The 19,773-nt window shown below is 38.4% G+C and carries 16 protein-coding genes and 1 tRNA gene; 9 read left to right on the forward strand and 8 right to left on the reverse strand.

All coding sequences use genetic code 11. The features are described from left to right. Nucleotides 1-6 precede the first annotated feature (6 nt). Together DY109_RS07130 and DY109_RS07135 are read right to left on the reverse strand one after the other, a co-directional pair. Entirely contained in the window at nucleotides 7-768 is a 762-nt protein-coding gene (locus DY109_RS07130; RefSeq protein WP_023949450.1) for an outer membrane beta-barrel protein, read from the reverse strand. After that, nucleotides 758-1,471 carry a hypothetical protein gene (locus DY109_RS07135; protein WP_023949448.1) on the reverse strand — a complete coding sequence of 238 codons (714 nt, stop codon included), beginning with the start codon at nucleotides 1,469-1,471 and terminating at the stop codon, nucleotides 758-760. Before DY109_RS07135 ends, DY109_RS07130 begins: the two co-directional genes overlap by 11 nt. 113 nt (nucleotides 1,472-1,584) lie before the next feature. On the opposite strand from DY109_RS07135, the gene panB reads away from it, so the two are divergent. Both panB and ruvB read left to right on the forward strand, forming a co-directional pair. Then, nucleotides 1,585-2,370, forward strand: a complete 786-nt coding sequence (panB, locus tag DY109_RS07140) for a 3-methyl-2-oxobutanoate hydroxymethyltransferase (RefSeq protein ID WP_023949446.1) — start codon at nucleotides 1,585-1,587, stop codon at nucleotides 2,368-2,370. Next, nucleotides 2,371-3,420 carry a Holliday junction branch migration DNA helicase RuvB gene (gene ruvB / locus DY109_RS07145; RefSeq protein WP_023949444.1) on the forward strand — a complete coding sequence of 350 codons (1,050 nt, stop codon included), beginning with the start codon at nucleotides 2,371-2,373 and terminating at the stop codon, nucleotides 3,418-3,420. Nucleotides 3,421-3,821: 401 nt separating this feature from the next. Here ruvB and DY109_RS07150 read toward each other — a convergent pair whose 3' ends face one another. Then, nucleotides 3,822-5,294 (reverse strand): hypothetical protein, encoded by a 1,473-nt coding sequence (locus tag DY109_RS07150; RefSeq protein ID WP_115737828.1) that lies wholly within the window; start codon nucleotides 5,292-5,294, stop codon nucleotides 3,822-3,824. Nucleotides 5,295-5,456: 162 nt separating this feature from the next. Here DY109_RS07150 and DY109_RS07155 point away from each other — a divergent pair, with 162 nt between their 5' ends. Further along, a complete protein-coding gene (locus DY109_RS07155; protein WP_051404668.1) occupies nucleotides 5,457-8,201 on the forward strand; it encodes a DNA translocase FtsK in 2,745 nt (914 codons plus the stop codon). A gap of 397 nt (nucleotides 8,202-8,598) precedes the next feature. Here DY109_RS07155 and DY109_RS07160 read toward each other — a convergent pair whose 3' ends face one another. The 3 genes from DY109_RS07160 to DY109_RS07170 are packed head-to-tail and all read right to left on the reverse strand — an operon-like array spanning nucleotide 8,599 to nucleotide 10,331. Then, entirely contained in the window at nucleotides 8,599-9,078 is a 480-nt protein-coding gene (locus DY109_RS07160; RefSeq protein WP_023949438.1) for a hypothetical protein, read from the reverse strand. Then, nucleotides 9,075-9,647: a DedA family protein gene (locus DY109_RS07165; RefSeq protein WP_023949436.1), complete on the reverse strand. Its 573-nt coding sequence runs from the start codon at nucleotides 9,645-9,647 to the stop codon at nucleotides 9,075-9,077. The genes DY109_RS07160 and DY109_RS07165 overlap by 4 nt, the downstream gene beginning before the upstream one ends. A 48-nt stretch (nucleotides 9,648-9,695) precedes the next feature. Then, nucleotides 9,696-10,331 carry a LysE/ArgO family amino acid transporter gene (locus DY109_RS07170; protein WP_023949434.1) on the reverse strand — a complete coding sequence of 212 codons (636 nt, stop codon included), beginning with the start codon at nucleotides 10,329-10,331 and terminating at the stop codon, nucleotides 9,696-9,698. A 219-nt stretch (nucleotides 10,332-10,550) separates the two neighbouring features. On the opposite strand from DY109_RS07170, the gene DY109_RS07175 reads away from it, so the two are divergent. From DY109_RS07175 to DY109_RS07195, 5 genes are all read left to right on the forward strand, one after another. Further along, nucleotides 10,551-12,497: an NAD(P)-binding protein gene (locus tag DY109_RS07175; protein WP_023949432.1), complete on the forward strand. Its 1,947-nt coding sequence runs from the start codon at nucleotides 10,551-10,553 to the stop codon at nucleotides 12,495-12,497. Nucleotides 12,498-12,632: 135 nt separating this feature from the next. Beyond that, nucleotides 12,633-13,217, forward strand: a complete 585-nt coding sequence (locus DY109_RS07180; RefSeq protein WP_023949430.1) for an acyltransferase — start codon at nucleotides 12,633-12,635, stop codon at nucleotides 13,215-13,217. Further along, a complete protein-coding gene (locus DY109_RS07185) occupies nucleotides 13,214-14,560 on the forward strand; it encodes a nucleotide sugar dehydrogenase (RefSeq protein ID WP_023949428.1) in 1,347 nt (448 codons plus the stop codon). Before DY109_RS07180 ends, DY109_RS07185 begins: the two co-directional genes overlap by 4 nt. A 63-nt stretch (nucleotides 14,561-14,623) precedes the next feature. Continuing rightward, nucleotides 14,624-14,698 (forward strand) — tRNA-Asn (locus DY109_RS07190). Nucleotides 14,699-14,820: 122 nt separating this feature from the next. Then, the gene (locus tag DY109_RS07195) at nucleotides 14,821-15,999 is read left to right on the forward strand and encodes an NAD(P)/FAD-dependent oxidoreductase (RefSeq protein WP_023949426.1); all 1,179 of its coding nucleotides are present in this window, start codon (nucleotides 14,821-14,823) and stop codon (nucleotides 15,997-15,999) included. Nucleotides 16,000-16,369: 370 nt separating this feature from the next. Here the strand turns inward: DY109_RS07195 and DY109_RS07200 are convergent, their stop codons facing one another. Further along, nucleotides 16,370-17,236, reverse strand: coding sequence for a substrate-binding domain-containing protein (locus DY109_RS07200; protein WP_023949424.1), 867 nt, complete (start codon nucleotides 17,234-17,236; stop codon nucleotides 16,370-16,372). Nucleotides 17,237-17,394: 158 nt separating this feature from the next. On the opposite strand from DY109_RS07200, the gene DY109_RS07205 reads away from it, so the two are divergent. Further along, on the forward strand, nucleotides 17,395-19,107 hold the full coding sequence (locus tag DY109_RS07205) for a sensor histidine kinase (RefSeq protein WP_023949422.1): 1,713 nt from the start codon (nucleotides 17,395-17,397) through the stop codon (nucleotides 19,105-19,107). Here DY109_RS07205 and DY109_RS11150 read toward each other — a convergent pair. Beyond that, complete coding sequence (locus DY109_RS11150) at nucleotides 19,104-19,496, reverse strand: hypothetical protein (protein WP_147291177.1); 393 nt, start codon at nucleotides 19,494-19,496, stop codon at nucleotides 19,104-19,106. The two genes, DY109_RS07205 and DY109_RS11150, sit on opposite strands and share 4 nt — an antisense overlap. Between the last annotated feature and the right edge of the window lie 277 nt (nucleotides 19,497-19,773).

Here is a 19,773-nt window from a genome sequence, read left to right on the forward strand (position 1 = left end):
TTTGTCCTAAAATACATATTGATACCCTGCAAGATAGATTGTTGAAAGTGAATAATTTGAATAAAACACTGAAGGTGGAAATTTGACTCCAAGCTCGAAGCGATGATGATATTTAAGAGTCGCTGAAAGTCCGAGATTTATCACAGATCCAACAACAATATCCTCAATTTTTTCAGAAGTGCTATGTTGATTATAAAACAATGCCCCTGCGCCAACGCCCATATACATACCGACAAAATACCCTTTCTCATAGCCGATAGCCAAATCTCCTGCTACATCAAGATTAAAGCTCAATAAATGCGAATTGACAGAATCTTGTATATCAGCAGCAAAGCTAAATGCCCCTAGATACTGCCCATACGCACGCAATCCAATTGATGAATTATTAATAAAATGCATATATCCGCCACTTAGCCCAAAAGCCACAGGATGGATTGACTGCGGAAGTTTGCCATCTGTGGTGAGGCTTGAGCCTTTATTTATATCAATACTCATCGTTCCGATATGAACCCCCACAAAAACCCCGCTTCTTTCTGTGTTTTCTTTGTTTTGCTCTTGCTGTGCTAACACTTGATAATGATATTGCCCTTTGAGTAAATATAGTTCTTTTTGCTTGTTTGGCTCATTAAATTCATCTGGCTCTGTGCTATTATCTTGCGACCATTTTTGCGCGCGATCTTGTTTTTGCGCGCTAGAAGTAGTATCAGCATGGAGTGCAATGCTTATGCTACAACTAAAAATAATAAGCCATATATGTTTAAAACACATAGCTATATCCTGTCATTGGTATCGCACCAAACCAATCAAGATTGTTATTAATGATTATTTTTACCTCAAGCTCGATTCTGTGTCGTTTTTGGAGCACAAAATCAAATCCAAGATTAATAAGCCCGCCAAGTGAAGAATTTGGGCTTTTGTCATAAACCAAACTCAAAAGCCCAAGTCCCATAATCGCACCTGATTGAAAATTGCGCGTTATTGGCATATCTACCAAAATATCAGCACTTACACCAATTCCACTCAATCTATAATCAGAAAACGAAAGCTCTTTTGTATTGCTTCCAAGGTATTGCAAATAGATTCTGCTTCCTACGACATTGGGGATCACAAGCCTATCATACAAAGAAGGAAAAAAGCTCTGATAGCCGACTTTAGCCCCATAGGCAAAAGTATTTGTAGAAGTGTAGTTTGGATCATTTGTCGCGTTGCTAAACGCCCAGCCTCCATATATTCCGATAAAAATACCTGTTTTAGAACTTGAGGCTTCAAGGCTATTAATAAGTGTAGCGATTTCTTTGTCTGTCGTCGCGTGATAGGCGATGATATAAGGATAATATTTGAGATTAAGCTCTGAATAATCAATCGGCTCTGAAGGATCAAGAAATGGCTGATTACTTGCAGCATAAAGAGTATGGCAATACACACAAAAAGCCAGACACACATACAAAAAATCTTTTAAAAAATTTTTCACTTTTTTCCTAATACTTTTCCAAAATCTATAAATAAGCGTTTATTATAGCTTTTAAAACTTAAAATAAGAATTTATGGATATAATTTTAAACTTTTCTTAAAAGGAGATGTGAAATGAAGATCACTCTTGATGTATTGCAAAAAAGAAAAAACACCCAAAAAATAACAGCTATAACAGCGTATGACGCGTTGTTTGGAAGGATTTTTGATGGCGAGGTTGATGTAATTTTGGTCGGCGATAGTCTCAATATGAGCTTTGGTGGCAATGCTGATACGACAAATATCAGTCTTGAAGCAATGATCTACCACACACAAGCAGTTTGCAGGGGCGTAAAATCATCTTTTATCATCGCTGATATGCCCTTTGGCTCGTATGCCTACACAAAGCAAGCACTCAAAAATGCGATCAAAATGATAAAAGCCACACACATCGATGCGATCAAAATCGAAGTAAAGCCCGATAAAATCGACATTGTCAAAGCATTGGTTGATGAGGGCATAGCCATAATGGCTCATATCGGGCTTATGCCACAATTCATCAAAGCTGAAGGCGGATACAAAATCAAAGGCAAAACCGCCACTCAAGCTGATTTTCTTTTAGATTCTGCGCTTGCGTTTGAAAAAGCCGGTGCATTTGGGATTTTGCTTGAAGGCATACAAGCTGATGTCGCCAAAACAATCACACAATCTCTTGAGATTCCAACCATTGGCATAGGCTCTGGGCGACATTGCGATGGGCAGATTCTGGTATGGAGCGATGCATTTGGGTTTTTTACGCAATTCAAGCCAAAATTTGTGCGGAGGTATTTTGAAGGTGAGGCACTGCTTAAGCAAGCTGTGCGACAATATGCCAAAGATGTCACAGAATCTACATTTCCAAATGAAAATGAGAGCTATTAAATGGAAAAATTTACACTCAATGGAGAAAATGACAAAAACGACAAGAGTGAAAGATTTGTCTCGATTGAAAGAATTGATTTTGAAGAAAAAGTCGAAAACTCTTTGCGTCCGCATATTTGGGAGGATTATATCGGGCAGGAGCAAATCAAAAAAAATCTCAAAATCGCTATTTTGGGCGCAAAAAAACGATCTGAATGCCTTATGCATACGCTTTTGTTTGGACCGCCCGGACTTGGCAAAACAACCCTAAGCCATATCATCGCCTCTGAAATGGAAGCCACAATCAAAGTAACCGCCGCGCCAATGATAGAAAAGCCCGGCGATCTCGCAGCAATCCTTACAAATCTCAATGATGGCGATATACTTTTTATCGATGAGATCCACAGGCTAAGCCCAGCGATTGAGGAGATTTTGTATCCGGCTATGGAGGATTTTAGGCTTGATATTATCATAGGCTCTGGTCCTGTGGCACAAACCATAAAAATAGATCTGCCAAAATTTATGCTTATCGGTGCGACAACGCGCGCTGGAATGCTCTCAAACCCGCTTCGTGATCGATTTGGAATGGATTTTAGACTGCAATTTTATACAATTGAAGAGCTCGCACTCATTATCCAAAAAGCAGCCACAAGGCTTGAGCGCGAGATAGAATCTAGTGCAAGCTACGAGATTGCCAAACGTGCAAGAGGCACACCGCGGATTGCGTTGCGACTTTTAAAAAGAGTGCGCGATTTTTCTGATGTGGGCGATGAGGAGCTTATCACACTAAAGACGACCAAACACGCACTTGATGAGCTAGGTGTGAATGAATTAGGGTTTGATGAGCTTGATTTGCGCTATCTTCAAGCCCTTACCAATGCCAAAAAGCCAATGGGACTCAATACAATCGCTGCAATCATTAGCGAAGATGAGGACACAATCCAAGATATGATTGAGCCGTATTTGCTCGCTCAAGGGTTTTTGGAGCGCACAGGCAAAGGCAGAATCGCGACAAGAAAGAGCTTTGAGTTGTTAAAGCTAGATAGTCAAGCCCAAAATACGCTTTTTTAGTGTGTGCCACTAGAATCTAAAATCTAGCTTTTAAACGATTTTACGGGAGTTTGTTTTTTGCTTCGTCGATAGGCGACTAGCCTTATCTCCTTGCTCAAAACCGCACAACCCGCAAACTCATCTTAAAATCTAGAATCTAAAAATTAAAAAAAGTCTAGAATTACTTTACACTCTCTTGTCTGCATAGATTCTACTAGAATCTATATCATTTTTGTCGTCATTGCGAAGCCCTTTAGGGCTGTGGCAATCCATTTTGACTAGATTGCTTCGCCCTATCGTCCTCGTAATTGATTGGACAGGCTTGTCATTGCGAGTGAGTGAAACGAGCGTGGCAATCCATAAAATGAGTTCTAGATTCTAGATTCCACAGCCAAACAAACCAAATAAATAGCTCAAACACATCAATGTACTTTTTGATAAATCGAGGTGGCTTGCTGCTTTGAGATGACAGCAAATTGCGTGGTTTTATTGAGCTTTGTTTTTTGTGCATCTTCGATGAGTTGTTTTGGATTGCCCCTGATAAATGGATCGATGTAGCCTATCTCAAAACTTTGAGCATTAATCTGTGAATAAAACTCCCCATCTGTTTTGACAACCACCACGCCATATTGCTTTGAAGCCGACATAATCTGAAGCTTTATATGCATTTCAAGTTTGGCATTTGCAGTGTAGATCAAAAATAGCTTTTCATTTTGCTTTTTGTATTTATGATAGTAGTTGTATCCCATTTTTTCGCTATCGGCTAATTTATTTTTGTCAAGCCTTTTGAGATACTGCCCATAAAAAGTCATCGTGCAATATGGGCTATTGATGTCGTGTTTAAAGAAATTATTATGCACAGCGGTTGAAGCCATCGCGATTTTCCACATTTTATTGTCTAGGTTTGAGCATACAAGATTAAGCGTGGATTTGGTTTTGTCAAACAAATCAGCATGGATTCTCTTTAGTTCCTCGCCAAACTCCTGAAAATGACTCTCTTTAAATGTTTTTGTAAGCATTTCAAGCTTTTCTTGGCATTCGCTAAGCACTTTTATCTCTTCCTCAGCTTTGGTGGCAATTTTTTTCTGCGTTTCGAGCTTTTGGGTGAGGACTTGAGCTTCTTTTTTGTTTATCTCTATTTGATTACGCAATTTTTTCATCTCATTAATACAGAATTTAACTTTATTTTTAAGCTGTATGATTTTTTCTTTGATACCCAAAATCGCCTTAATCGCGCCACGATAATGAAGCTGCTTTTCCAAAAATACTTCAGTATAAATGCTATCTGGCTTTAGATTTGCGCTTTGGATCAAACCCCTGTAAGAATACTCAAGAGAGTTTATTTTTTGCAGATCGCTTGCAAACATATCAGGCGTTACATTTTTGTCGCAATAAATCAAATAATCAATCGCTTTTGTCAAAAATCTACGAACGATAAGATATTGCAACTGGCTATCTAACGGTATTTCTTCTATATCTACAAGCGCGGTTTTTATCGTGCTAGATTCTGAAGTAAAATACTCTTGCAAACACTCAGTAATCGACATCGATATATCAATGTGTGTTATCTCCAAGTAATTTGTCTTCTTGAAAATATCTTCGGCGATCTCATTACGCAAATCTTGTTCTTTGGCTTTGAGCTCCTCATCTGTTTCTGTTTTCCAAAAATCTATCTCTTTGATGAGAGAATTCTCGCCAAATTCTTGATAAATCGAACTATGCGCATCAACAATAAATCCATTTGCATCAAGCCTGCATTCTACATATAATCCCGCCGCTGGTAGCATTTTTCTACCATGCCATTGCTCCTTGCGTAATTCAAAAATCTTTTTGGAATAATTTGTAACAACCCCAGAACCTGTTATCATAGAATATCGACTAATTCTTCCGTGCATAACTGCCCCTAAGTTTAAGTTTAAAAACTCGTATGCTATAATATAATTCAAAAAAATCTGCTTAAAAAAGGAAAAACCATTAAAAAAACATATATATTTATTGGCTGGTGTTTATTATTTATCATACTCACATTGGCGATTATCTTTGGTCAAGAAGGCTCTATGGGCAAATGGGGCAGAGGATTTGCTTCACTCAATTTGATGTGGTTTGGGTATTTGGGATATATTTATCTTTTATTGCTGATTTATCCAGCGTATGGAATCTACAAAGATTCTAAAATCTCAAAAACAAGGCTCAAAAATTGTATCGCGATTGTGCTTCTTAGCCTTGGAATCTTAATGCTACAATACATCGCTTTGCAAAAAGGTGAATTAGGCAAAATCATCACAGAATCTATTTTTGTGTATTTTGGCACTTTTGGCATTTGGCTAAATATTATTTTGTGTGTATTTATCGGGCTATTTTTGCTTTTTCCGCGCAGTATGATATATCTCAAAACAAAAATCTACACACTCACTCTTAAGCTTTTTGGCTACCTCAAAGAAAATTTTATCCAAGCGTATTTGTATCTTAAGCCAATCACTTTGCAATATTATCATGCTTTAAAAACCAAATTGCGTTCATTTTTTGCTTATCTTTCTGCAAATCCTAAATCCACGCATTCACTCAATGCCCCACTCAAAGCCCCATTTTCTCAAAGTCAAAAAGACAGGGGCGATACTTTTCTAAGCGATACAACAAGCCAAAATCCAAATAACACAAGCAGCGCGCCAAATCCGCAAACTCAAAATCCGCATAATTTTGATGAAAAAAATATCATCATCACCTACACTGATACCCAACAACATCTCCAAAATCTCATCAATCAAGAAAAAAAATACGCCAATATGGTGCGTCTAGTCGGTAAAGATGAAAATGGCGAAGTGCTTGATGTCGATCTCAATCTCCTGAAGCAGCGACTCAAAAAGCACGAAGAATCAACCCAAGAGCTAGATTCTGCCCCAAGCCATGCATTTACCAAACTCTCGCCCACTTCAAGCTCGCTTGAGGATTCTCATATGTTAGATTCTCATGCCACTGATTTGCATGCTATGGATTCTTATGCGATAGATTCTCACTTAGCAGAATCCAAAACCGCAGAATCTAGCGCTACAAAATCCTCCACACAATCCATTATGGAGCCTCTCATTGTAGATTCTCACATTTCAAAGAATCCAGAATCAAACTCATTGGAAAAAAGACAAATAGAAGAGGAACAAAACGCGATATTCAATCCTCATATCAGCCAAATTAGCCAAAAGCAAAACACGCAAGAAATAACTCATATTTTAGATTCTAGCGCGCAATCTCAAGCACCACAAATATTGCAACAAAGCTCGCAAAATTTACAGAATCCGCAGGATTTGCAAAGCTCGCAAAAAGTCGCAAAAGTAGCGATTATCAAAGAGCTTGATGAGACAAATATGCTTTTGCAAAGCCTTGAGCAAGGCAGTTTGGAGCAGCCAAAAAACTATATCCTACCGCCACTCTCTCTCCTTCAAGAAGCGCAGCCACAAAAACTCAACTTCGAGGAAGGCGAGATCGATACCAAAATCCAAAATCTCCTTACAAAACTCAAAGTGTTTAAAATCGATGGTGATGTCGTGCGGATTTATTCAGGTCCTGTGGTAACGACTTTTGAGTTCCGCCCTGCCCCAAATGTCAAAGTAAGTCGCATCTCTGGGCTTAGTGATGATTTGGCAATGGCATTGTGCGCGAGCTCAATTAGAATCCAAGCACCAATTCCCGGAAAAGATGTGATTGGCATTGAGGTCCCAAACTCTGAGAGTCAGACAATTTATCTAAGAGAGATTTTAGAGAGTGAGGTATTTCAAAACTCATCGTCCCCGCTTGCTTTAGGGCTAGGCAAGGACATCGTAGGCAATCCATTTGTAACAGATCTCAAAAAGCTTCCTCATCTCCTCATCGCCGGAACAACAGGTAGCGGAAAAAGCGTAGGTGTGAATGCGATGATTCTCTCACTTTTGTATCGCAACTCGCCTGATAATCTCAAACTCATTATGATTGATCCCAAAAAAGTAGAATTTAGCCTATATGAAGAGATCCCGCACCTCCTTACGCCTATCATCACGGATTCCAAAAAAGCAATCATTGCGCTTGGAAATGTCGCCAAAGAAATGGAGAGGCGATATGAGATTATGAAAGAAATGAAGACAAAAACCATTGATAATTACAATGCCAAAGCCAAAGAAGAAGGCAAAGAGATTCTGCCATTTATTGTTGTAATCATTGATGAATTAGCGGATTTGATGATGACAGGTGGCAAAGACGCAGAATCCTCTATCATCAGGATCGCGCAAATGGGGCGAGCAGCCGGACTTCATCTCATCGTAGCGACCCAGCGTCCAAGCGTTGATGTCGTTACTGGACTTATCAAAACAAACCTCCCAGCAAAAATCGCTTTCAAAGTCGGCTCACGCACGGATTCTCGTGTGATCCTAGATACAGAAGGTGCGCAAAATCTCTTAGGTCGAGGTGATATGCTTTTTTCTCTTGGCGGTGGAAGCAATATCTTGCGACTTCATGCGCCATGGACGAGTGAAGAAGAGATTGAAAAAATCGTCGAATTTATCCGCTCACAGCGAGAAGTAAGCTATGATTCTAGCTTTTTGGCTGATGATGCTCAAACCAGACTTCAAGAAAGCGACTTTGAGCTAAGCGACAGCGGAAGTTTGCTTGATGAAGCCAAAAAAATGATGCTTATGGATGGCAAAACTTCAATCAGCAATCTTCAGCGCAGACTTGGCATAGGCTACAATAAAGCTGCAAGCATCGTCGAAGAGCTTGAAAGACAAGGCTTTCTCTCTGCGCCAAATTCAAAGGGTATCAGAGAAATCATAGGATAGCCAAAAATAAATCTGCTAGCTTAAATTATTTATAATCTAATTTCCATGAGAGCTAAATCCTCTCTTTTTTGTATATTTCAGGGAGTTTGAAATTTTTAGCCTGCAAACCTACAATGAACGCTTAATGTTACACTTTTTTGTGTTTTTGCTTGCCTAAAAATTTCTATACAACCCTGACTAAATCTGCCTAAAAATAGAGGATTTCTTAATGCTTGCTTTGTGTTTGCATAGATTCTAGAATCTAAAAATCAAAAAATGGATTGCCACGCAAGGCTTGCCTGCTTGCAATGATAAATGAGAATCTAGATTCTGCTTTTTATTATCTTTTATTTCTGCTATTTTGGCAATTTTTTACATTGAGCGGTTTTATCATTTTTGCTTATTTTGGTATTTTGTCTTACCATTTTTCGCCAATGCCAATAAGCAAGCAGCGATTCACTAATGGCACAGCGCATAGCGCATAAAACTCCCTACTCTCGCCTATTGTGAGTAAATCACTCAAATAGCGACCATCAAAATTAAGATATATTTTTTGGGCTTTTTTATCTTTGGTATCTTGCGCCAAAATAGCATGCACGCTCACTCCTCCTAGCTCGCTATATGTAGGCTTGGATTGCAAAATCCCACGAAAAAATATCAATGGCTTTTTGATATTTTTGCGCTCATTTGGCGACATTTGTTTGTAGATTTTGTAATCAACAAGCTCATACCCACGAAAGCGCAAATAGTTTTTTTGCAACGATCTTTGTATGATAATGCGATGAGATTCTTCCAAATTCTCCTTAAACAAATCCAAAAAATCATTTGCATCGGGCAAATCTTTGGATTCTGCGCCAATTTGACTAATAAGACATAATATGAAGAGTAATTTTTTCATTTGGGCTTTGCGACTTGATTAAGCCACACAACAAACCCAATAATCACCACAAAAACGCCAAAAACAACCATATAGGAGTATTGACCATATTTATCGATAAATATCTCGATAAATTTTGAGCTATAAAACGCCACAATCCCAAGACTTGCCGCCCACACAAAGCACGCGATAAAATTTAGCACCATAAATCGCTTGATATTGTATCGACTTACGCCAATAGCCGCTGGAACGAGGAATTTAATGCCATATAAATATTTATTGATCAAAATCAAAATCGAGCCATATTTTTTGAGCCAAATATGCATAAGGGCGATTTTTCTGCGATGTTTGTTGAGGTATTTTAAAAAGTCTTTTTTCTGATAACGCACCAAATACACAAGCAACGAGCTTCCGACAAAATTCCCCATTGCTGCCACCACAATGCTTAAGCCGATATTCATACTTCCTAACGCACTCAAAACCCCAGCAGCAACAATCCCCACATAACCGCTCCCCATACAATACAAAAATAAAATAACATACCCCCAAGTCTCAAAGGAATCTCTAAATGTCTCAACCATTGCATTCATATTCTGCCTTTTTTTGGATTTTACTTATTCAAAAAATGATAATTATACCTAAAAATGAGTATTTAACTCCATTACAAACTCAAATAAATAATATGCCACAAAACACATAATCATACCCGTAACACAATCCAAAATCCTAAAAGCATAGCGACTTTGAAACAATGGAAGCAAGATCCTCACCCCATAGCCAATGCCAAAATACCACAAAAACGAGACACTCAATAATCCGAGCAAAAATAAAGATTTCTCTACCGCACCCAATGTCGCTGCAACCCCACCAATAATCACGAAAGTATCAAGATAGAAATTTGGATTAAGTAATGTAAGCGCAAATGTTGCAAGAATCGTTTTTTTGAGCGTGAGGGTGAATTGTGCGTGGTGGAGATTAAGATTTTTTGTTTTGGGTGCTATTGCGTTTTTGAAAGACAAAAATGCATAAAAAAGCAAAAACAAGATTCCAATCACGCCGATGACAAGATGAATAAGTTTGTTTTTTTGTAGCATTGCGCCAATCCCATAAACGCTAATCCCCATTACCACAATATCACACAGCAAGCACACGCAAATCACAGCAAAAATATGGTTTTTTAACAATCCTTGACGAATCACAAAGGCATTTTGAGGACCAATGGCAATAATCAAACTCGCACCTAGCGCAAAACCCCTTACAAATATCCCAAACATTCTTTATCCTTAAATCTATCAGAATCTAAAATCTTAAAACCCTGCTATTGTAAGCCACACAAAACAACCAAAAATCTTAGAATTTCATTTTAATGTATTTAGATTCTAGAATCTACTTTATTTGCAACCTTTAGCCTTACGCCTAATTTGCTCATTTAACTTACCTTACGCTTTGTTTGTTACAGTATGATTTCTTGATTAATAATGTAAGGACACATTATGCAACGTAGAGGTTTTTTGAATGGAATGGCTTTAGGTATCGTTGCGACACTCTCGCCATCAAATGTTCTTTTTGGTAATACAAAATCACCCAATACCACTCACCCCATACATGCAAAATTTTATCAAGACTCAGCCTATCCGCCCTCACTTCTTGGACTGCGAGGAAGCGATAATGCAAGCTATGCAAGCGCACATTTACTCCGTGATGGCAAAAAGTTTGAGCTTGAAAATATCCCTGTGAGCGAAGAGTATGATTTGGTTGTCGTTGGAAGTGGCATAAGCGGGCTAAGTGCTGCTTGTCTTTACAAAGAAAAACACCAAAACGCTAGAATCTTGATTTTGGATAATCATGATGACTTTGGCGGACATGCAAGACGCAATGAATTTATATTTGAATACAATGGAACGCATTATAAAATCTTAAGCTATGGTGGAAGCGAGAGTTTGCAATCTCCAAAAAGCCTGTATTCTAAAGAAGTTGTAGATTTTTTGGAGCGATTTGGATTAGGGATTGATAATCTTGCAAAAGGATTTGATGTAGGATTTTATCAGCGCAAGGGGTTAAAAAGAGGTGTGTATTTTGATAAAACTATCTTTGGAGAGCACAAAATAATCGTAGGTAACCCTTCAAAAATGGTTAGTGATGATGTGCCACAAGAGCTCCACAATACAATCTCATTCAAAGATTTTGTTAATCAATTTCCACTCTCTGCTCAAGATAAAAAACTCTTGCGACAACTTTTTGAATCACCAAAAGATTATCTTGCTAAACTCACCAAAGCACAAAAGCAAACATACCTTGAAAAAACAAGTTATTTGGAGTTTTTGGAGACAAAAGTCGGGCTTTCCAAACAAGCACTCAAATATTTTGATGGCATAAGCGATGATTTTAGTGCATTAGGCATTGATGCGATTAGCTGCGAGGAAGCACGAGAATCTTTTTTGCCCGGATTTAGCAATCTTGGCTTAGATGATGAGGATTTGGTTTATGGAGATTTGTATATTCATCATGCCCCTGATGGCAATGCAACAATCGCTAGACTTTTAGTCAAATATCTTATCCCGCAAGTCGCCCCAAACGCAAAGCAGAATCTAAATGACATTATCTTGGCTCAATTTGATTATTCAAAGCTTGATCCTGCCAATATATCCAAACACTTTACGCCTACATCAGAGCACAATGTGCGCTTAAGACTCAAAAGCACAGCAATACATGTCATAGATTCTCAAAATAGCGCGCAAGTGTGCTATATCAAAGATAATGCCCTGCATAAAGTGCAAGCCAAAAAAGTCATCATGGCAAATTATAATAGCATGATCCCCTACATTATCCCCTCACTGCCACAAGCGCAAAAAGAAGCATTAAGCCAAAATGTCAAAACGCCATTATTATACGCACGAGTGATTTTGCGCGATTGGCAAAGCTTTATGAAGCTTGGTGTTTATGATTTTTATGCGCCTTCAATGCCCTTTGTGCGCGTAAGCCTTGACTATCCTGTAAATCTTGGTGGCTATCATCACCCCATAAATCCAAATCAGCCAATCTGTATCAATATGATCTGCTCGCCTGTGGCATTAGCAAGAAGAAATATGGATTTGCGCGGAATGAATGCAAGAGATCAAGCAAGAGTAGCGCGACATTTGCTCCATGATATGAGTTTTGCAAGCATAGAGGAGATGATGCGATCGCAGTTGCAAGCTATGCTAGGTAATTATGGGTTCAAACAAGATGATATTTTAGCTATCACACTCAATCGCTGGGCGCACTGCTATTCATATAGCTTTAATCCGCTCTTTGATGACAAAGATGAGTTTGAACGCACAATGACGCTTGCTAGAAAGCCATTTGGTAATATCGCGATTGCAAATTCAGATTCTGGATATGGAGCATATATCCATACTGCCATAGAGCAAGCTATGCGCGCTGTCCAAGAAATATCATAAAAATATCTCATAAAGAGATCATAAAATATCACAAAACATCATAATAAGATTATGATAAAATACCGCGATAAACGCTATAAAGCAAACAACAAATACTATTAGAGTTTAAATAAGAATCTAAATGAGAATCCAACAATGAATACCACAATACACAAAACAATGATCCATCAAAGTAGCTTCATCGATGAGAGAGTAACAATCGGTGAAAGTGTGCGTGTTTGGCATTTTTGCCATATTTTGAGCGGATCGATTATAGGTGATTGTGTGAATATCGGGCAAAATTGTATGATAGGACCAAATGTAATAATTGGCTGTGGGTGCAAAATCCAAAACAATGTCAGCATATATGAGGGTGTAAAACTAGAAGAAGATGTGTTTGTAGGTCCTAGCGTGGTGTTTAGCAATGTCATCAATCCACGTGCATTTATCGTGCGCAAACATCAATACAAGCCTACACTACTCAAAAGAGGCTGCTCAATTGGCGCAAATGCAACCATTGTCTGTGGTGTTGAAATCGGAGAGTATGCGTTCATAGGTGCTGGCGCGGTGATTACAAAAGATGTGAAAAATTTTGCTCTTATGGTTGGAAATCCTGCGCGACAAATTGGCTGGGTGGATAAAGCGGGTATAAGATTAGAATTTGATGAGAGACACAGAGCGCAAAGTGCGTATGATGGAAGCATATATGTGTATAAAGATGAGGCTGTATATCTGCTATGAAACCAAAAAATCCAAAATCTGCCCATACAAGCAATATAAAAAACACTCATCAAGCAAATCACCAAATAAATCACCAAATAGACAATGCCACAAATAGCGCGCGTACTGCAGAATCCATAGATTCTATTCGTATCGCTGTTTTGGGGCTAGGATATGTTGGATTGCCTTTGTGTTTGGAATTTGGCAAAAAATATCGCACCATAGGATTTGATACAAACCCTCAAAGAATCGCCGAACTTCAAGAGCATATAGACAAAACGACTCAATGCCAACCCAACGATTTTTTAGATTCTGTATATGTGGTATTTTCAAGCGATACAAAGGCACTCAAATACGCAAACTTCTATATCATCGCTGTGCCAACCCCAATCCACAACGACAAAACTCCTGATATTTCATTTTTGCTTCAAGCCTGTGAGATCGTAGGCAATGTGCTACAAAAAGATGATATTGTCATTTTTGAATCCACAACCTACCCTACTTGCACGATGAATGATTGCGTCCCTGTGCTTGAGCGCGTAAGCTCTTTGAAGCTAAATTGCGACTTTTTTGTGGGGTATTCACCTGAGCGGATAAATCCAAGCGATACCTTGCATACCCTCACAACCATAAAAAAAATCACCTCTGGCTCTACTCCGCTTATCGCGCAAAAAATAGATTCTCTCTATGCATCAATCATTTCTGCTGGAACATTGTGCGTCTCAAGTATCGAAGTAGCCGAAGCGACAAAAGTCATAGAAAACGCCCAGCGCGATATAAATATCGCGTTTGTCAATGAGATGTATATTTTGCTTGATAAGCTTGGAATCGATATTTTTGAGGTTTTGCAAGCAGCGCAGACAAAGTGGAATTTTATGCCATTTTATCCCGGGCTTGTTGGCGGGCATTGTATCAGTGTCGATCCTTACTATCTCTCACATATCGCCCAAAAAATAGGCTATGAGACAAAAATCATCTCCGCAGGAAGAATGATAAATAACACAATGTCAAGCGTATTTGCCCAACAACTCCTCAAAAAAATGGCTCAAGCCAAAATCGAGATTTTAGATTCTGATGTGCTTGTCGTAGGTGTTGCGTTTAAAAAAGATTGCCCTGATATACGAAACTCAAAAGTGCCTGAAGTCGTGCGTGAGCTTGCAAGCTTTGGCTGCAATGTCAGCGTGTGTGATCCATTAGTCGATAAAAACGAAGTCAAAAAGGCATACAATATAGAGCTTTTAGATTTGCAGGATTTGCAAAGATATGATGGAATCTTGATTGTGCTTTGTCATAGCATATTAGAATCGTATGATTTTTTGGCATTGCTGAAAAAAAATGGCGTGATTTTTGCAATAAATCCTTGACTTTATTGTGATTTTTTCGTAAAATCTCGGTTTTATTAGCACATACTCCTAAGCTAAATAGATTCCGGATTAGCTCAGCGGTAGAGTAGGCGGCTGTTAACCGCTTGGTCGCAGGTTCGAATCCTGCATCCGGAGCCACTTCAATTTACTTTTTATATCAGTTTAGATTCTCTTTTTTATTTGCTAAATCCTCTTAATTTTCTCAATATTTTTTATAGAATCAAGTATAATGCCCTTAAAGTTTTTCTAAGGAGATGATTATGAAACGTGTTTTACTTCTTGGTGCTGGATATGCAAATATATCATTACTAAAGTCATTGCCTCTTATGCAAGATACCACAATCACCCTTATAAGCAATAATCCATATCATTATATGAGTGTGCTTTTGCATGAAGTGGCAAGTGGCGAACGTGGCGAAAATGTGCTTTTTGGGCTAAGCGGTATGTTTGATGAATACATAAACATCATACAAGATGAGATCCTTGAAATACAGCACGATAAAGTCATAGGCAAAAAAAATGCGTATGAGTATGATATATTGGTTATAGGGCTTGGATTTAGTAGCGATACATTCGGGATTCCGGGTATCAAAGAATTTACCCTATCGCTTGTAAATTACAAAGAAGCACTTGTGATTTATGAGACTTTAAAGCAGAATCTAGCAGCATATAAGCAGACAAAAGACAAATCAAAACTCCAAATCGCTGTCTGTGGTGGTGGATTTAGTGGTAGCGAATTAAGTGCCTCGCTCGCGCAAGAGCTTCCCAAAATGTGCGCCAAAGAAGGTATCGATCCGACTTTAGTCAAAATCTATTGTATCGAGGCGATGCCAGAGATTCTGCCGATGTTTCCAGAACCCTTAAGCAAAGCCGGAAGAGCTTATCTTAGCAAGCTTGGCGTGGAGGTTTTGAGTGGAAGCAAGATTTTGGAGTGCAAAAAAGGCGAAGTGATTATCCAAAACAATCAAGGCACACAATCAATTTTTGCAGAGACAATCATTTGGACAGCAGGCGTCAAAGGCAATGAAGTGATAGAAAAATCTAGCTTTTTTGAGTCCAAACGATCGAGGCTTGAAGTCGATGGATTTTTAAACCCAATCAATCAAAAAACCCCGATGGATCATATTTTTGTGGCTGGAGATTGCGCGGCTGTGCTTGATAAAGCGACACAGAGATTTTTCCCACCAACAGCCCAAATCGCGCTCAAACAAGGCGAATACCTTGCAAAAAGCCTTAGCGCAAAACTCAATGACGAGCCATTTAGCGAGGAGTTTCACTTTGAGTCAAAAGGCACTTTTTGCTCTCTAGGCAAATATTATGGCATAGGTATGACATCAAACAAAACATTCAAAGGCAAAATCGCTATTTGGATTAAAAGATTTATCGAGCTTAGGTGGAGTTATAAAATTAGCGGCTTAGGAGGGATTTTGAGATTTTAGATTCTATTTTCCATGAGAGCTAAATCCTCTCTTTTTTGCATATTTCAGGGAGTTTGAAATTTTTAGCCTGCGATGAACTTCTATGTTACACTTTTTTGTGTTTTTGCTTGTCTAAAAATTTCTACACAACCCTAAAATCTACCTAAAAATAAAGGATTTCTTTGTGCCATTGTGTTTGCATAGAATCTAGATTCCAATTTGTCATTGCGAGCAGTTGCAAACTGCGTGGCAATCCAATAGAATGAGTTTCAGATTCTAGATTGCCTTCATCCTATCGTCCTCGTAATGACGATTTTAGATTCTAATCTAAAATCGCTTTGATGATAGCCACACAAAAAGCTATTATCAAAGGTTTTTATATAAATCAAGCTTATTTAATCTGATCCCAATCTGTGATCTTGCCGTTAAAGATTTCTTTGACTTGTTCTTTGCTTAAAGTCTCTAGGCTATTGCTTGGATTGATGATGACAGCAAGCCCATCAATAGCGATCACGTTTACTTCTAGCCCCAAATCAAGCTCACCCTGCTTCAACTCTCTTGAAACCATACCAATATCAGCGATACCTTGATTTGTAGCGTTGATACCTGTTGTAGAATCTGATTGTTGGATCTCAATCACTGCTTTTGGATTCTGCGCGACATAGGCTTCTTTGAGCTTTTCGACTAATGGTGTAATTGAGCTAGATCCTGCGATTGTGATTTTGCCACTTGGATTTTTGGGTGTGTAGCTTTTGGATTCTACGGGAATGTATCCGGCTTTGGTTATGATAGAAGAGGCTTCTTCAGAATGTATAAACCCGATAAAATCGCTCGCAAGCTCATTGTGCTTTTTTGTTACGATATTAAATGATCGTGAAATGGTGTATTTTTTGTCTTTAACATTTGCTACACTTGGCTCGACTCCATCGATTTTGAGTGGCTTGATAGACGCATTCAAAGAGCCCAAAGACACATAACCGATACTATTTTTATCATTAGCAATTGTTGTTAGCATAACAGCAGTTGAGTTTGTGATTTCTGCGCGCGGTGTGGTCGTATCTATTTTTTTCTCCCCCACTTTTTGCAATAACCCAAAAAGCTCAACAAACGCTCCTCTCGTTCCTGAACCTTCTTCTCGTGAGATTGGGTGTATTTTGGCAGCCCAAACTGTGCTTGTGAGTATCCCTGCGACAAGTATCGCACCTAAGATTTTTGTCTGAAACTTTGGTGTTTCGAGTTTTGTTGTTTGTATTTTCATAGTATTCCTTTGTTTTGGTGTAGTGGAAGTGTAGAATTTTGATGTAAAGTTTAAAATCACAAAATGTAAAAACAATGTAAAAGTTTATTTACACGAGTTTTTGATAGAGACTTCTTACAAATATGGCATAATTTTAAGATTTTTTCAAAAGAGTAAAAATGTCTATTACATCATCTTTATCGCCATCATCTATACCGCCAAAGCAGCCCAAAAGTCTAAGAACTAAGATTTTTTATTCTATTTTTGGTGTTGCTACATTGATTGAGATTCTCGTGTTTATTTTTCTTGGCATCGCCTTTGATCGCATGCTCGAAAAGCAAGCGTTTGAAAATCTCAAAAACGAAGCCCTGCAAATCAAACTCCAAATGCAAAATAGCAATTATTTAAATTTTTGGTCGCATTATCCATATCGTATCACACTTGTAGATTCTAGTGGAAAGGTGCTTTATGATAATCGTCTCTTAGCCGAAGATTTGCCAAACCACCTCTCACATCAAGAGATACAAGAAGCCCTATCGACAAAGCAAAGCGCAAGCTCAAAGCGATTTTCACAATCGCTCAACCAAAAAACTTTATATTATGCTATCTTTTTGCCAGAATATAATCTCATCTTGCGCGTCGCAACAAGCCAAAACCAAATGTATCAGACACAATTAGATTTTGTGCCATATATGCTATGTATTATTTTTATCACGCTTATTGCAAGCTTTGGCTTTGCGTGGTATTTCACAAAATCTATCATCAATCCAATTAACGCGCTCGGATCGCTAGAATCCAAAGAAACACTTTTGCAAATCCCATACATAGAGCTTTCCGGCTTTATCTCCAAAATCTACACACAAAAGAAAAAAATCAAAAAACAACTCAAAATTATCTCACTCAAACAGCAAGAATTTGAAGCCATAAGCCAAAACATAGATGAGGGATTTATGCGCTTAAATGCGATTGGCGAGGTGCTTTCATTCAACCACAAAGCCCAAAAAATCTTTGCGCAGACAGAAATTGGTCTTAATGTTACTTTGCACGAGGATTTTTTGAAGTATTTTAAGCATATCGACTTCTCCTCGCCACAAATCCAAACAAGCGAGCAGCAAATCAATGGGCTTTATATCGAGATGATTACTTTTCCGATCCACTCCAAAAGTAAATTTAATGGATTTGTCGTGCTTTTGCTTGATAAAAGTGCGGATTTCAAAATCCAAAATCTACGCAAAGAATTCAGCGCAAATGTTACCCACGAGCTAAAAACCCCGCTAAGCGTGATTATCGCAAGTAGTGAAATGATAAAAAATAATATGATTCTGCCGCAGGATTTACCAGAATTTGCAGACAAAATCTACCTTGAATCCACGCGCCTACTTGACATTATCAATGATATTTTAAAGCTTTCGTTTTTTGATGAGGGGACGCAACATCTTGAAAAATCTCTGATTGATTTGTATGCGCTCTCAAAGCTTGTCCTCAAATCGCTTGAAAATCCAGCCCAGCAAAAAAACATCTCACTTCGCGTGATAGGCGAGAAATGCGAGGTGCTAGGGATAGAGAATCTACTTTGGGATATGATTTATAATCTATGTGAAAATGCGATTAAATACAATATCGAGGGCGGAAGTGTGGAGATTTGCACATCAAAGCAAAACAACAAAGCAATTTTGAGTATCAAAGATAGCGGGATAGGCATTCCTAAAGAGTCGCTAGATAGGGTATTTGAGCGATTTTATCGTGTGGATAAAGGCAGGAGCAAAAAATTTGGTGGCACAGGTCTTGGACTCTCAATCGTCAAGCACATCGCATTGTATCACAACGCCAAAATCACCCTAAATAGCGAAGTAGGCGCAGGAAGCGAGGTGATTGTTACATTTGATCTCTAAGGCAAGATTTTGCATTTATTTTGAGTTGTCATTGCGAGACTTCGCAAGAAATCATGACAATCCAGAATCCAGTTTTTCGTCATTCTGAAGGAGTGCATAGCACGACTGAAGAATCCAGAAAATACATTAAGTAAAAAGAAAAGAGTAGATTCTGTAAATATTACAGAATCTAAAAATATAAAGCTTACAAACAATACAAATACTGCATTTGATTTTGTTTTAGATTCTAGCTTGGCTGGATTCTTCGGCTTTTGCAAAGCCTCAGAATGACGGAGTGGGTTTGACTCAGGGTCAGAATGACGATTTGCTTTTGGCTGTCGCTTAAGTAATGACGAGGTGGATTCTGAGTTAGATTCTCTTTTGCTTCGCAGTTTTGCAACTGCTCGCAATGACAAAATATTTTAGAATAATGAAGTAAAAATTACTACGTTTTCAAGCCTCATCAAATATCATCAAATCCATTAGCCCAAATCCAAAAATCCATCAAGCCAAAAACCTTGTGATTTCAATAATTTGAAGCTGTGCTACAACTTCAATAAATATTTATGACTTCAAAAAATGCCGATAAATCAGCAATGCCACCACAATCACTCCAAATACAATGCCCTCAAACAATAGCCCTGCTATATTTTCCATATCTGCGCCCTACTCTACTTCTCTATTTTA

Source organism: Helicobacter fennelliae, assembly GCF_900451005.1.
In the GTDB taxonomy this organism is placed as follows: Bacteria; Campylobacterota; Campylobacteria; order Campylobacterales; family Helicobacteraceae; genus Helicobacter_B; species Helicobacter_B fennelliae.

Excerpts from the sequence above, each read along its gene's own strand:
- DY109_RS07150 (WP_115737828.1), bottom strand. The coding sequence starts at position 5,294 with ATGCACGGAAGAATTAGTCGATATTCTATGATAACAGGTTCTGGGGTT.
- ruvB (WP_023949444.1), top strand. The coding sequence starts at position 2,371 with ATGGAAAAATTTACACTCAATGGAGAAAATGACAAAAACGACAAGAGT.
- DY109_RS07165 (WP_023949436.1), bottom strand. The coding sequence starts at position 9,647 with ATGAATGCAATGGTTGAGACATTTAGAGATTCCTTTGAGACTTGGGGG.
- DY109_RS07175 (WP_023949432.1), top strand. The coding sequence starts at position 10,551 with ATGCAACGTAGAGGTTTTTTGAATGGAATGGCTTTAGGTATCGTTGCG.
- DY109_RS07185 (WP_023949428.1), top strand. The coding sequence starts at position 13,214 with ATGAAACCAAAAAATCCAAAATCTGCCCATACAAGCAATATAAAAAAC.
- DY109_RS07180 (WP_023949430.1), top strand. The coding sequence starts at position 12,633 with ATGAATACCACAATACACAAAACAATGATCCATCAAAGTAGCTTCATC.
- DY109_RS07160 (WP_023949438.1), bottom strand. The coding sequence starts at position 9,078 with ATGAAAAAATTACTCTTCATATTATGTCTTATTAGTCAAATTGGCGCA.
- DY109_RS07195 (WP_023949426.1), top strand. The coding sequence starts at position 14,821 with ATGAAACGTGTTTTACTTCTTGGTGCTGGATATGCAAATATATCATTA.
- panB (WP_023949446.1), top strand. The coding sequence starts at position 1,585 with ATGAAGATCACTCTTGATGTATTGCAAAAAAGAAAAAACACCCAAAAA.
- DY109_RS07170 (WP_023949434.1), bottom strand. The coding sequence starts at position 10,331 with ATGTTTGGGATATTTGTAAGGGGTTTTGCGCTAGGTGCGAGTTTGATT.
- DY109_RS07200 (WP_023949424.1), bottom strand. The coding sequence starts at position 17,236 with ATGAAAATACAAACAACAAAACTCGAAACACCAAAGTTTCAGACAAAA.
- DY109_RS07205 (WP_023949422.1), top strand. The coding sequence starts at position 17,395 with ATGTCTATTACATCATCTTTATCGCCATCATCTATACCGCCAAAGCAG.
- DY109_RS07130 (WP_023949450.1), bottom strand. The coding sequence starts at position 768 with ATGTGTTTTAAACATATATGGCTTATTATTTTTAGTTGTAGCATAAGC.
- DY109_RS07155 (WP_051404668.1), top strand. The coding sequence starts at position 5,457 with ATGGGCAAATGGGGCAGAGGATTTGCTTCACTCAATTTGATGTGGTTT.